We start from the raw sequence: 12314 nt of genomic DNA on the forward strand, positions 1-12314 counted from the left end.
GGGCCACGGCAGGACGACACCGAGAGGACTGAACATGCGTATCCTGATCGCAGACGACCACGACCTGGTACGCGAGATGATGGCCGGCTATCTTGAGCGCGATTGCGGCATGAAGGCGACGCAAAGCGCCAGCTTCGATGCCGCGATGACGCAGATCACCACCAATGGCCCGTTCGAGCTGGTGCTGCTCGATTACCGGATGCCGGGCATGAAGGGGCTCGAGGGGCTCAAGGCGGCGCTCGAGGTCAGCGGCGGCAACCCGGTGGCCCTGATCTCCGGCACCGCCGACAAGAGCGTCGCCGAGGAGGCGCTCGCCGCCGGCGCGGCGGGCTTTCTGCCCAAGACCATGTCGGCGCGCTCGATGGCCAATGCGGTCAAGTTCATGGTGATGGGCGAGACCTATGTGCCGGTCGATTTCATGACCGCCAAGGAGGCGGTGAACCCGGCGATGTCCCAGCTCACCCCGCGCGAGCGGCAGGTGCTCGAAGGCATCAGCAAAGGCAAGTCGAACAAGGAGATCGCGCTCGACCACGACATCCAGGAGGTGACGGTCAAGCTGCACGTCAAGACGCTGTGCCGCAAGATGGGCGCCAAGAACCGCACCCAGGCGGCGATGCTGGCCCGCGACCAGGAAATGGTCTGAGCTGTCGGGCCCCGGTCGCGACACGCGGCCGGGATTTGATCGGGTAGCTCAGCGCAGGTCTTCGGGCAAAAGCGCCATCAGGCAGCCCGCGCCAGCTCGGCGCCCTCGTGAAAGGCGCGGGCGATGCCGTCGGTCAGCATCACCTGCGGCGCGCACCGCGCGGTCGATGCGCGGGCCTTCTCTTGGGGTCGTCGCGCGGCGCGCCGCTGGCCGGGGCGGAGGCGAAGCTGTCGCCGCCCGCGGCGGGCTTACCCGCGAGGAGGTGGGGCTCCGGTCTTGTCGTCTTTTCTCAAAATTCGAAAGGGGCCACGGTCACCCGCCGCCCGAGCGTCATGGCGTCAGCCACGTGGATCATCGGCGCGAGATCGACATCGCTCTCGCCGCGCCCGACCAGCTCCGCCATGCGTGCATAGAGCGAAGGGTATTCGCCCGGATGGTCGAGCAGCTCCTGCTCGGCGCCGTCCACCTCCAGCCGCGCCCCGCCCTCGCGCAGCGCCAGCGGCCCCTTGTTCGTCTCGATCTCGATATCCCATGTCTGCGGCCCCTCCTGCCGCCAGTCGAACACGGCGCTGACATGGCCGCTGAATTCGAGCCGGGCGGCGATCGGCGTGTCGCGGTTCTCGGGAAACTCCAGATCGGCGGCGACGAGATGCACCGGTTCGGGCAGGATTTCGGTCAGGATCGACAGCGCGTTGATGCCCGGATCCATCACCCCCATGCCGCCGGGGGCAAAGACCCAGTCCTGGCCGGGATGCCATTTGCGCACGTCTTCCTTCCAGGTGATGCACACGCCCTGCACCACCCGCTCGACCAGCCGCGACCTGGCCGCCGCGACGCCCGCCGCCATGCGGCTGTGCCAGCTGGCATAGAGCGTGACGCCCTGCTTCGCCGCCAGCCGCTCCAGCTCATGCATCTCGGCCAGCGTCTGGCCGGGCGGCTTTTCCAGCATCACGTGCCGCCGCGCCAGAAGCGCCTTCTTCGCATAGTCGAAGCGCGGCTGCGGCGGCAGGCAAAGCGAGACCACCTCGATATCGGGCCGCGCTTCGAGAAAGGCGTCGAAATCCTCATGCGCCTCGATCCCCTCGACGCCCCCCTTCCGGCTCACCGTCGCGGCGAGATCCCAGTCGGGGCTGGCGGCCAGCGCGGGCACGTGCTGGTCGCGGGCGATCTTGCCGATGCCGACAAGGGCGATCTTGCGGGGCTCCTTCGCGTAGCTCATCAATGGCTCTCCTTGCCCACCGCGCTGCCGCGGCAGCCGACGAGGAAATCGAAATCCGCCCCGGTTTCCGGCCCCATCACCCGGTCATGGTAGAGGCTGGCATAGCCCGAGGCCGGGGCCTCCATGCGCGGGGTCCAATCCGCGAGACGTGCCGCCAGTTCCTCGTCGGAGATGTCGAGATGCAGCCGCCGCGCCTCGACGTCGAGCTCGATCATGTCGCCCGAGCGCACCACGGCGAGCGGCCCGCCCCGCGCCGCCTCGGGCGAGGTGTGCAGCACGACCGTGCCGTAGGCCGTGCCCGACATGCGCGCATCCGAGATCCGCACCATGTCGGTGATGCCCTTTCGCAGGATCTTCGGCGGCAGGCCCATATTGCCGACCTCGGCCATGCCCGGATAGCCGCGCGGGCCGCAGTTCTTGAGCACCATGACGCAGCTTTCGTCGATGTCGAGATCCTCGTCATTGATGCGCGCCTTGTAGTCGTCGATATCCTCGAACACGACCGCCCGGCCCCGGTGCTTCATCAGCGCGGGCGTCGCCGCCGAGGGCTTGAGCACCGCGCCCAGCGGCGCGAGATTGCCCTTCAGCACCGCGATGCCGCCCGACTTGGCCAGCGCGCGCTCCACCGGCAGGATCACCTCCTCGTTCCAGTTGCGGACGTCCCGAACCTCGTCCCAGAGGGTGCCGCCCGAAACCGTCAGCGCGTCCTTGTGCAACAGCCCCGCCTCGCCGAGCCGCTTGATCACCACCGGCAGCCCGCCCGCATGGAAGAACTCCTCCATCAGGTGCTGGCCCGAGGGCAGCAGGTTGACGATGGTCGGCACGTCGCGGCCGCAGCGGTCCCAGTCGTCGAGGGTCAGGTCGAGCCCGACCCGCCCGGCCATCGCCAGAAGGTGGATGACGGCGTTGGTCGAGCCGCCGATCGCGGCATTGGTGCGGATCGCGTTCTCGAAGGCCTCGCGGGTCATGATGTCGGAGGGCTTCAGGTCGTCCTTGACCATGTCGACGATGCGCCGTCCCGTGAGATGCGCCATGACGCGGCGGCGGCTGTCGACCGCCGGGATCGCGGCGTTGCCCGACAGCGCCATGCCGAGCGCCTCGGCCATGCTTGCCATCGTCGAGGCCGTGCCCATCGTGTTGCACGAGCCCGGCGAGCGGCTCATCGAGGCTTCGGCCTCGACGAACTCGGCCTCGGTCATCTCGCCCGCGCGCACGGCTTCGGAAAACCGCCACAGATGCGTGCCCGAGCCGACCTTCTCGCCCCTGAAATGCCCGTTGAGCATCGGCCCGCCGGAGACCACGATCGCCGGAAGATCGACGCTCGCCGCGCCCATAAGGAGCGCCGGCGTGGTCTTGTCGCAGCCCGCAAGAAGCACGACGCCGTCGATGCACTTGCCGCGGACCGCCTCCTCGACATCCATGGCGCACAGGTTGCGATACATCATCGCCGTGGGGCGCAAGGTGGACTCGGAGGGCGAGAACACCGGGAACTCCACCGGCAGGCCGCCCGCCTCGTAGATGCCGAACTTCACCCGCTCGGCGAGATCGCGCAGATGCGCGTTGCAGGGCGTCAGTTCGGACCATGTGTTGCAGATGCCGACCACCGGCCGCCCGTCGAAAAGATCGGCGGGCAGCCCTTGGTTCTTCATCCAGCTGCGGTGATAGATCGCGTCCTTCGAGGTGCCGCCGAACCATTCCTGCGAACGCAGCTTGCGGGGCCAGGGAGCGGGGGTGAAGCTCATGTCATGTCTTTCAAAGTGAGGTGACGCGCGCCATGCCCCGGTCGGGGGCCTTGGGCGAGCGGGTTGATCAGCGGCAGGCCGAAGGCCGCGGCCTCGATCTCGAAGACATCGCCCGATCGCGCGCGGATGCCGTCGCCGAAGCTCCGCGTCGCGGTGCCGGTTCCGGTCCTGATCTGCGACAACAGCATGGCACCCCCTCCCTGCAACGGTCCGGCAAGACCGGGCCCCTTGCCCCCGGTTCGGGCGGAGCTTGGCAAGCGCGCTCATATCAATCAAATAATCGGTCGTGATGATCTCATGACGAAACGGGTATGCATGGCCGAGACCTTCCTGCGCCGCGGCCTCAAGCTCAGCCATCTGCGGCTGCTGGCCCTGCTCACCCATGACGAAGGTCTGGGGGCCGCGGCGGCGACGCTCGGCATCGCCCAGCCCGCTGCCTCGCGGCTTTTGTCGGAGGCCGAGCGGATCACCGGATACAGCTTGCGCACGCGCGACGGGCGCGGCATCCGCCTCACCCCGGAGGGCCGGGCGCTGGCGCAGCGGGCCCGGCGGGTGCTCAACGAGCTGTCGGATGCCGAGCGCGAGCTGGGCGAGATCGGCGGCGGGCTGACGGGCGATCTGCGCGTCGGCGCGGTGACGGGGGCGGCCATGGAGCGCGTGCTGCCGGCGCTGCGCAGCGCCCGGCTGGAGATGCCGGGCTTGCGCGTTCATGTCGAGATCGCCAATTCCGAGGTGCTGGGCGAGGCGCTGGCCGAGGGGCGGATCGACCTCGCCCTTGCCCGGCTGCCGCGCGATCATCCGCCCGAGCTGTTCGACCTGCGGCCCGTCGGTGAGGAGCCGGTGGCGCTGGTGGTCCGGCGCGGGCACCGGCTTCTGGCCGAGGTGCCGCCCGCGCCCGAGGCGCTGATGGAGCATGACTGGGTGCTGCCCGAGGCGGGCACGATCCTGCACGACACGGTGATAGACCAGCTCGCCCGGCGCGGCCTTCGCGCGCCTGCGCGCTGCGTCACCACCTCCTCGGTGCTGCTGACGCTGGCGCTGGTGCAGCGCAGCAATGCCATCGCGCCGCTGGCCCGGGCCGTGGCCTCGGAATTCGCGGCGGGGGCCTGCGCGGTGCTGCCGCTGGATCTCGGCCTGTCGGTCGCGCCCTACGGGCTGATGACCCGCAAGGGTGCGGCGCCCACCATGGCCCTGCGCCGCTTCAGCGCGCTGCTGACCCGCGACCTTCCCGGCTGAGCGCCCCGCCCCGAGGACAGGCCCCGGGCCGCGCGGCGGGCCATGTGCCCAGCGCGGCGATCTCGTAGCCCTCGGGATAGCCCGCCCGCCACCGGGCCGTGACCAGCCGCGGCCGTCTGCGGCGGGGCAGCGCGCGCAGCACCAGACGCCGCAGCCGCATGGCCGCCGGAACGCCGATGCGCAGCGCCCGGGGCGGATGCGGCAGGCCCATCGCCTCGCGCAGCGGTGGATCGAGCAGCGCCAGCACCACCGGGCGGCCCGGCCCGAACAGCCCACGCGGCAGGTAGAAGCCCAGCAGCAGGTCGAGCGTGGCCTGCGCCACCTCCCGGTTGCTCGGCGCGAAGCGGCGGCGCTCTCGTTCGGCGCGGGCGTTGAAGGCCGCGAACCCGGCGAGATCGGCGGGGATGTCGCGGATGCCCAACCTTTCGCCCAGCGCGCGGTAGTAGTTGGTCCAGGCCCGTTGCTCATGCGGGGTCATGGCGCGGCGGCCGAAGCGGTCGAGCCAGCGGATCGGCTCCAGCACGAAGGTGCCCAGCACATAGATCATGTCGTCATTGGCGATCCGGTAATGCCCGTGCATCTCGTTGATCCGCGAGATCGCCGCGCGGCCCCGCGCGCTGTCGAGCCCGTTTTCCAGCGGCTCCGAGAGCAGCAGCTCCGTGTCGTCGTAGCGCTTGGCCGGTCGCGCGGCGAACTCGCCCGTGCGCGCCAGCAGCGAGGAGATCGAAGGCATCGCATAGGTGCGAAACAGCGCCAGTTCGAGCGCGCGCTCGATATCCCACGAAAAGGCATGGGTGGTCAGCAGCCGGGCGATCTGTTCGAAATCGGCTTCGGCGCAAAGCGCAGAGATCCGGTCCTCGGGGCGGGCTGAGAACATCCTGTCAAACTCCATGCCACCGCGCCCCCTTCGGGGCGCCACGGGGTGGGGTTGCAATATCATGCCATGGCGGGGCCGCCCAGCGCGCGACACGATACCGCGCATGGCCGCGCCATAGCCTGCCGCGAAGAGACCGCGCCGATACGCCCGAGCGGCCCTGACGGGCGCCCGACGGGGGGGCGACGGGGGGGCGGCGGGGGGGCGGCGGGGGGCCGTCCTGCCCCCTGCCCCGATGGCGGTCGGCGCGAATGCACGGCACATGCAGGGCCGAAGACGCCGGACCGGAGGCGGATGGAAACAATATCTCCACCCGGCGTTGACAGCCTTACGTGGCGTAACTACGCTCCATCACAAGCGGGTTGTTTCGTGGTTGACGAGTGTCCGCCGTGGTCTTGCGGCATTGCAGGTTTGCTCTTTCTGGAGGGATGAACCTCAGCCCGGCGGTCGGTTGCATTGCCACCGGCCGCCCCCGGCCTCATCCCGGATCTCCCCTCTCGCCATGCCACCCTCCCCCGGCGAGCCACCCGACATGTCTCGGCCCCGGTCGGGCGCCACGCCGTGGCGTGCCGGATCACGACAGGGTTCGCGCCCGTCGCTTCGCTTGCGGACAGGCTCCGCAGCGGCGGCAAGGGGGCGGCCATATCCAAGGGGGGAGCCGAAGATGCCAACGATCTCCATGACAGCTGAGAACACCGCCGAGAAGCTGAGTTTCCATACGGGGGAAAAGCCGTTTTCACGGTGAACCTCTCGGAGCCGGCCACCGAAGTGATTCAGGTCTCCTGTCGCACCATCGGCGGCGGCGATGATGCGCTGAGCGGCGGCGCGGGCCGCGACACGCTCAAGGGCGGCAAGGGCGGCGACGAGATCACCGGCGGGCGCGCGGGCGATACGATGGTCGGTGGCGGCGGTGCCGACCAGTTCATCTTCGGCGCGCGCGACGCCGGGGCGGGTCGGCGCAAGCAGGACGTGGTCAGGGATTTCGACCGCTCCGAGGGCGACAAGATCGACCTGTCCGACATCGACGGCAACAGTCACGGCGGCGGCAACCAGAAGCTCGACTGGATCGGCCGGAACGCCGATTTCACCGAAGCCGGCCAGGTCCGCTTCGACAGCGCCCGCGGGCGGCCCGAGATCAATACGGACAATGACGCGCGCGCGGAGATGCGGATCGTGCTCAATGGCGTCGACGCCTTCGGCGCCCAGGACCTCCTGCTTTGAGGCATGGCGCGGGCCGGAATCGCCCTCCCCCGTGATCGCGGCATCGCGGGGGAGGGTGTCTTTGGTCACTCGGGCAGGATCAGCACCGCCCGGAAGTCATTCACATTGGTCAGGGTCGGGCCGGTGACCACTTGCCCGCCGACCCGCCCGAAGAAGCCATGCGCGTCGTTCTCGGCCAGCGCCCGCGCCGCCGCTTCGCCGGTCGGGGTGCCGGGCCCGGCATAGGCCCCGGCGATCTCGTCCGCGCCGTCCACGCCATCCGTGTCGCAGGCCAGAAGGTGAATGCGCGGATCGCCCGCAAGCGCGCAGGCGGCGGCAAGGACGAATTCGGCATTCGGCCCGCCGCGCCCCTGCCCGCGGCGGGTCACCGTGCATTCGCCGCCCGAGAGCAGCAGCACCGGCGCCGCCCCCGGCGCGAGGCTCTGCGCGATCTCGCGCGCGGTGCGCGCCTGCGCCACCGCCAGCTCGCGCGCCTCGCCCTCGATCGCGTCGCCGAGCATCCGCACCTCGCAGCCCGCCGCGCGGGCGATCTCGGCGGCGGTGTCGAGCGACTGGGCGGGAGCGGCGATGATCCGCGTCTCGGCATGGGCGAGGCGCGGATCATCCGGGGCCACCCCGGCGGGTGCCGCGGCAAGCGCGGCGCGCACCGCATCGGGCAGCTCGATCGACCAGCGGTCGATGATCTCGAGCGCCTGCGCCGGCGTGCTGGTATCGCCCACGGTCGGGCCGGAGGCGATCTCGGACGGATCGTCGCCCGGCACGTCCGAGATCACCAGCGTCAACAGCCGCGCCGGGGCGCAGGCCGCGCCGAGCCGCCCGCCCTTCACGCGGCTGAGCTGCTTGCGCACCACGTTCATCGCCGAGATCGGCGCGCCCGAGGCCAGAAGTGCGGCGTTGACCGCCCTCTTGTCCTCGAGCGTCAGCCCCTCGATCGGCGCGCATAAGAGCGCCGAGCCGCCGCCCGAGATCAGCGCCAGCACGGTATCGTCCGGGCCGAGCCCCTCGACGAGGTCCAGGAGCCGCGCCGTCGCCTCGAGCCCGGCGCGGTCCGGCACCGGATGCGCCGCCTCGACGATCTCGATGCCCGCGCAGGGGCGCGCATAGCCATAGCGCGTCAGCACCAGCCCCTCGCAGGGGCCCCAAGCCGCCTCGACCGCCTCGGCCATGCGCGCGCTGGCCTTGCCCGCGCCGATCACCACCAGCCGCCCCTCGGGCCGGGGCGGCAGATGCGCGGCCAGAACCTGCATCGGATCGGCGCGCGCGACGGCGGCTTCGAACAGCGCTTCGAGAAAGCCGCGCGGGTCAGCCGCGGGCGGGGGAACGGATGTCATCGGGGCACCTCCTGGCCGACGAGGCCGACCGCCGCCGCGGCGGCCGGGCATTGCGCCGGGGGGATACAACGATATATCGAAACCGAATGAAAGAGACGCCCCGCGCGGCGGAACGGTGTGTCATGGCCCCAAGACCCAAGCTCGGCACCCTCTCGGCGCAGGCCGGCGTCTCCACCGCCACCGTGGGCCGGGTGCTGCGCGGCACCGGCCGGATCCCGGAGCGGACACGCGCGCGGGTGATCGCGGCGGCCGAGGCGGTGAACTCCCTGCCCGACCGGCGCGCGGCAGGGCTGCGCTCTGGCGAGAACCGCGAGATCGGGATGGTGCCGCACCCCCTCGCCAACCCGCTTGACGCCGGGCTGGTGAGCGGCGTCAGCGACCGGCTGGAGCGGGCGGGCCATCTCGTCTGCGTGCTCGATGCGCGCGACGATGCCGCGCCGCCCAGCACCCTTTTCGTCGCGCCCCACGATCTCGGCCAGGCCCTGGCCGAACGCCTGCTCGCCCGCCGCGCCGCCCCTTCGGCCCCGCCCGTCACGCTCGAGATCGAGGCGCGGCTGGTGCTGCGCGAGACCACCGCCCCACCCCTTCCTGCCTCTATCCCCGGAGACCGCCCATGACCCCAACCGCCCGCTGGACCGACCTGCCCGAGCATCGCCGCTGGCTCGCGCGCGAGGCCGATGACCTGCTGCGCCTGTTCGAGGCCGAAAGCCTCGATCCCGATGGCGGCTTCTTTGCGCTCGACGCAGAAGGCCGCGCGCTGCGCGACGCGCCGCTGCGCGAGATCCACGCCACGGCCCGCATGGTGCATTGCTACGCCATCGCCGCGCTGATGGGCCGCCCCGGCGCGATGGAGATCGTCGATCACGGCATGCGCTTTTTGTGGGAGCGCCACCGCCAGCCCGGCGGCGGCTATGCCTGGGGCGTGACCGCCAGCGAGACGCCGGACCCGCGGCTGACCGGCTATGGCCACGCCTTCGTGCTGCTCGCCGCAAGCAGCGCCGAGATGGCCGGGCATCCGCAGGCGCGGCGGATGATCGACGACGTGACAGAGGTGCTCCGCGCGCGGTTCTGGGAGGAGGCGCCCGGCGCGATCCGCGAGGGCTTCGATGCCGACTGGACCGAGACCGAGGCCTACCGGGGCCAGAACTGCAACATGCACCTGACCGAGGCGCTGATGGCCGCGCATGAGGCCACGGGCGATGCGCGGCATCTCGAAATGGCCGAGCGGATCGCCGATCTGATCGTCAACCGCCGCGCGCGCGAGAATGGCTGGCGGCTGGCCGAGCATTTCCACCCCGACTGGAGCGTGAACCCTGAGTACGAGGGCGACCCGATGTTCCGCCCGGCGGGGCTGACGCCGGGCCATGGCTTCGAATGGGCGCGGCTCTTGGTGCAGCTTTACGAGACGGGGGGCCGGCGGCTCGGCTGGGCGCCGGGGGCCGCGCGCGCGCTGTTCGACCGCGCCGCCGCCGATGGCTGGGACGAGGCGCGCGGCGGGCTTTACTACACGCTGGGCTGGGACGATCGCCCGGCCATCGCCGAGCGCTACTGGTGGCCCATCTGCGAGGCGATCGGGGCCGCGCATGCGCTGACCACGCTGCAGGAGGATGCGGTGCTGGAAAGCTGGTATCGCCGGTTCTGGGATTTTGCCGCCACGCGGCTGATCGACCGCGACCATGGCGGCTGGCATCCGCAGATCGACGCGGAGGGGCGCCCGTCGAGCGATCCCTTCTTCGGCAAGCCCGACATCTACCACGCGCTGCAGGCCTGCCTGATCCCGCTGCATCCCTGCACCGGCAGCCTTGCCGCGCTGTTGCGGGGGCGCTGAGCCTCCCGCCTGCGGGGCTTCGAAAACCGGCCCGGCGGCGCGCGATCCGGTGCCGCCGGGCCGAAAGGTCAGGAGGCGAGCGCCTCCTCGCCGCGCGAGGTCGGCACCAGAGCGCGCACCAGGTCGCGCATGTGCAGCACGCCGACCTGGCGGCCGTCGCGCATCACGCGGTAGTGCTTGTTGGTGTCGCCCTCGGCCATCGAGATCACCGATTCCAGCGTGTCGTCGTGATCGACCTCGCCGTCGAGCCCTTCGACGGGCTCTTCGGTCTTCTCCATCACCGAGCGGGTGCGCAGCACGCGGGCGCGGTTGATGTCGCCCACGAAGTCCTCGATGTAGGGGTCGGCCGGGTTCAGCAGGATGTGCTGCGGCTCGCCCTGCTGCACCACGAAGCCGTCCTTCAGGATCACCAGGTGATCGGCCAGCTTCAGCGCCTCGTCGAGATCGTGGGTGATGAAGACGATGGTCTTGTGCAGCTCCGCCTGCAGGTCGATCAGCAGGTTCTGCATGTCGGTGCGGATGAGCGGGTCGAGCGCCGAGAAGGCCTCGTCCATCAGCATGATGTCCGAGTTCGAGGTCAGCGCGCGGGCGATGCCGACGCGCTGCTGCATCCCGCCCGAAAGCTGGTGCGGATACTGGTCGCCCAGACCCTGCAGCCCGACCCGGTCGAGCCACTTGGTCGCCTCGTCGGCATAGGCGCGCGTCTTCTTGCCCTCGATCGAGGGCGCGAGCCCGGTGTTTTCCAGAACCGTGCGGTGCGGCAGCAGCGCGAATTTCTGGAACACCATCGACATGCGGTGCTGGCGCAGGTCGCGCAGCTGGCGCGGGTTGTAGTCGAGGATGTTCTCGCCATCGACCAGCACCTCGCCCGCCGTGGGCTCGATCAGCCGGTTGAGATGGCGGATCAGCGTCGACTTGCCCGAGCCCGACAGCCCCATGATCACCGTCGTCCTGCCCGCGGGCATGTCCACGTTGATGTCGTTGAGGCCGAGCACGTGGTTTTCCTGCTCCAGCAGGTCGGCCTTGCTCATCCCCTCATGGACATGGGCGAGCGCCGTCTCGGGCGCCTCGCCGAAGATCTTGTAGAGCTTGCGGATCGAGATCTTGATATCGTCGGTCATGCGGCTCTCCTCAGTGCTGCGACGCGTTGATGCGGGCCAGGGCGGCCTTGGTCACCCGGTCGAGGATGATCGCCAGAAGCACGATGCCGAAGCCCGAGACGAGGCCCACGCCCAGCTCAAGGCTGCGGATGCCGCGCAGAACCAGAACGCCAAGACCCGGCGCCGAGACCAGCGAGGCGATGACGACCATGGCGAGGCTCATCATGATGGTCTGGTTCACGCCCGCCATGATGTTCGGCAGCGCCAGCGGGATCTGCACGCCGAACAGCTTCTGCCGGTCGGTCATGCCGAAGGCGTCGGCGGCCTCGATCACCTCCTTGTCGACCATGCGGATGCCCAGATCGGTCAGGCGGACCACCGGCACGATGGCGTAGAGGATGATCGCGATGCCGTAGAGCTTGGGCTCGGTCACCGAGAACAGGAAGATGAGCGGAATGAGATAGACGAAGGGCGGCAGGGTCTGGAGCATGTCCAGCACCGGGATCATCGCGCGCTGCACCCTGTCGTTGCGGGCCATGGCGATGCCGATGGGCACGCCCAGGAGCACGCATATGAAGGCGCAGACGAAGATGATCGCCAGGGTCTGCATGGTGTAGTCGTAATAGTCGATGAAGGCGAGAAAGGCGAAGGACAGCCCCACCAGCCCCGCCAGCTTGAGCGAGCGGCCGACGAGATAGGTGATGATCATCAGGATCGGGATCATCAGCCACCACGGCGCCGCCTGCATGATCCACAGCGCGTTGGTCAGCGCCCAGCTCAGCGGCTGGGTCAGCGGATCGACCACCACCTGCAGACCATCCTTGATGGCGAGAAAGCCGTTCTCCAGCCCGGAGGTCAGGTCGCGCGATTGCGGCATGGCCGGACAGGCGGCGTTGAGCGCATCGAGCGAGGGAAAGGGCGTGTCCCAGGCCGAGACCTCGGCCCCGGAGCCGCTCGTTTCGCTCAGAAGCGCATCCATCGACATGAGGCCGCCGCCGCCGGCGTCGTCGCCTCCGCACCATTCGCGCAGGCCCAGCCCGTCGAACACGAAATCATAGGTTGCCATTGAGGCTCTCCCCGGCGGGTTACCGCCTTGTTATTGCTTCAAAGAACATGACAA

At 69.9% G+C, this 12314-nt stretch carries 12 protein-coding genes; 5 read left to right on the top strand and 7 right to left on the bottom strand.

The window, feature by feature from the left end; translation table 11 throughout:
• Nucleotides 1-34 precede the first annotated feature (34 nt).
• Nucleotides 35-643, top strand: coding sequence for a response regulator transcription factor (locus CJ301_RS04165; protein WP_099274602.1), 609 nt, complete (start codon nt 35-37; stop codon nt 641-643).
• Nucleotides 644-932: 289 nt separating this feature from the next.
• On the opposite strand, the gene CJ301_RS04170 is transcribed toward CJ301_RS04165, so the two are convergent.
• The 3 genes from CJ301_RS04170 to CJ301_RS18620 are packed head-to-tail and all read right to left on the bottom strand — an operon-like array spanning nt 933 to nt 3792.
• Nucleotides 933-1862: a Gfo/Idh/MocA family protein gene (locus tag CJ301_RS04170; protein WP_099274604.1), complete on the bottom strand. Its 930-nt coding sequence runs from the start codon at nt 1860-1862 to the stop codon at nt 933-935.
• Nucleotides 1862-3604 carry an L-arabinonate dehydratase gene (gene araD / locus CJ301_RS04175; RefSeq protein WP_099274606.1) on the bottom strand — a complete coding sequence of 581 codons (1743 nt, stop codon included), beginning with the start codon at nt 3602-3604 and terminating at the stop codon, nt 1862-1864. Before araD ends, CJ301_RS04170 begins: the two co-directional genes overlap by 1 nt.
• Nucleotides 3601-3792, bottom strand: a complete 192-nt coding sequence (locus CJ301_RS18620) for a hypothetical protein (RefSeq protein ID WP_162620402.1) — start codon at nt 3790-3792, stop codon at nt 3601-3603. Before CJ301_RS18620 ends, araD begins: the two co-directional genes overlap by 4 nt.
• 127 nt (nt 3793-3919) lie before the next feature.
• Here CJ301_RS18620 and CJ301_RS04180 point away from each other — a divergent pair, with 127 nt between their 5' ends.
• Nucleotides 3920-4840 (top strand): LysR family transcriptional regulator, encoded by a 921-nt coding sequence (locus CJ301_RS04180; RefSeq protein WP_162620413.1) that lies wholly within the window; start codon nt 3920-3922, stop codon nt 4838-4840.
• On the opposite strand, the gene CJ301_RS04185 is transcribed toward CJ301_RS04180, so the two are convergent.
• On the bottom strand, nt 4806-5717 hold the full coding sequence (locus CJ301_RS04185) for an oxygenase MpaB family protein (RefSeq protein WP_099274610.1): 912 nt from the start codon (nt 5715-5717) through the stop codon (nt 4806-4808). The two genes, CJ301_RS04180 and CJ301_RS04185, sit on opposite strands and share 35 nt — an antisense overlap.
• Before the next feature lie 738 nt (nt 5718-6455).
• Between CJ301_RS04185 and CJ301_RS04195 the strand changes: the two genes are divergently transcribed.
• Nucleotides 6456-6935, top strand: coding sequence for a type I secretion C-terminal target domain-containing protein (locus CJ301_RS04195; RefSeq protein WP_099274612.1), 480 nt, complete (start codon nt 6456-6458; stop codon nt 6933-6935).
• Between the two features lie 65 nt (nt 6936-7000).
• Here CJ301_RS04195 and CJ301_RS04200 read toward each other — a convergent pair whose 3' ends face one another.
• Nucleotides 7001-8266, bottom strand: coding sequence for a glycerate kinase type-2 family protein (locus CJ301_RS04200; protein WP_099274614.1), 1266 nt, complete (start codon nt 8264-8266; stop codon nt 7001-7003).
• A 122-nt stretch (nt 8267-8388) separates the two neighbouring features.
• On the opposite strand from CJ301_RS04200, the gene CJ301_RS04205 reads away from it, so the two are divergent.
• Nucleotides 8389-8883 carry a LacI family DNA-binding transcriptional regulator gene (locus CJ301_RS04205; protein WP_254050065.1) on the top strand — a complete coding sequence of 165 codons (495 nt, stop codon included), beginning with the start codon at nt 8389-8391 and terminating at the stop codon, nt 8881-8883.
• Nucleotides 8880-10094, top strand: a complete 1215-nt coding sequence (locus CJ301_RS04210) for an AGE family epimerase/isomerase (protein WP_099274619.1) — start codon at nt 8880-8882, stop codon at nt 10092-10094. Before CJ301_RS04205 ends, CJ301_RS04210 begins: the two co-directional genes overlap by 4 nt.
• A 68-nt stretch (nt 10095-10162) precedes the next feature.
• Here the strand turns inward: CJ301_RS04210 and CJ301_RS04215 are convergent, their stop codons facing one another.
• Both CJ301_RS04215 and CJ301_RS04220 read right to left on the bottom strand, forming a co-directional pair.
• Nucleotides 10163-11215 (bottom strand): quaternary amine ABC transporter ATP-binding protein, encoded by a 1053-nt coding sequence (locus CJ301_RS04215; protein ID WP_099274621.1) that lies wholly within the window; start codon nt 11213-11215, stop codon nt 10163-10165.
• Nucleotides 11216-11225: 10 nt separating this feature from the next.
• Nucleotides 11226-12260, bottom strand: a complete 1035-nt coding sequence (locus CJ301_RS04220) for an ABC transporter permease (RefSeq protein WP_099274623.1) — start codon at nt 12258-12260, stop codon at nt 11226-11228.
• Nucleotides 12261-12314 lie beyond the last annotated feature (54 nt).

This window comes from Limimaricola cinnabarinus, from assembly GCF_002723615.1.
GTDB lineage: Bacteria > Pseudomonadota > Alphaproteobacteria > Rhodobacterales > Rhodobacteraceae > Limimaricola > Limimaricola cinnabarinus_B.

What these genes read in the sequence shown, in the direction of transcription:
- CJ301_RS04165 (WP_099274602.1), top strand. Translation starts at nt 35, where the DNA reads ATGCGTATCCTGATCGCAGACGACCACGACCTGGTACGCGAGATGATG.
- CJ301_RS04170 (WP_099274604.1), bottom strand. Translation starts at nt 1,862, where the DNA reads ATGAGCTACGCGAAGGAGCCCCGCAAGATCGCCCTTGTCGGCATCGGC.
- araD (WP_099274606.1), bottom strand. Translation starts at nt 3,604, where the DNA reads ATGAGCTTCACCCCCGCTCCCTGGCCCCGCAAGCTGCGTTCGCAGGAA.
- CJ301_RS18620 (WP_162620402.1), bottom strand. Translation starts at nt 3,792, where the DNA reads ATGCTGTTGTCGCAGATCAGGACCGGAACCGGCACCGCGACGCGGAGC.
- CJ301_RS04180 (WP_162620413.1), top strand. Translation starts at nt 3,920, where the DNA reads ATGGCCGAGACCTTCCTGCGCCGCGGCCTCAAGCTCAGCCATCTGCGG.
- CJ301_RS04185 (WP_099274610.1), bottom strand. Translation starts at nt 5,717, where the DNA reads ATGTTCTCAGCCCGCCCCGAGGACCGGATCTCTGCGCTTTGCGCCGAA.
- CJ301_RS04200 (WP_099274614.1), bottom strand. Translation starts at nt 8,266, where the DNA reads ATGACATCCGTTCCCCCGCCCGCGGCTGACCCGCGCGGCTTTCTCGAA.
- CJ301_RS04205 (WP_254050065.1), top strand. Translation starts at nt 8,389, where the DNA reads ATGGCCCCAAGACCCAAGCTCGGCACCCTCTCGGCGCAGGCCGGCGTC.
- CJ301_RS04210 (WP_099274619.1), top strand. Translation starts at nt 8,880, where the DNA reads ATGACCCCAACCGCCCGCTGGACCGACCTGCCCGAGCATCGCCGCTGG.
- CJ301_RS04215 (WP_099274621.1), bottom strand. Translation starts at nt 11,215, where the DNA reads ATGACCGACGATATCAAGATCTCGATCCGCAAGCTCTACAAGATCTTC.
- CJ301_RS04220 (WP_099274623.1), bottom strand. Translation starts at nt 12,260, where the DNA reads ATGGCAACCTATGATTTCGTGTTCGACGGGCTGGGCCTGCGCGAATGG.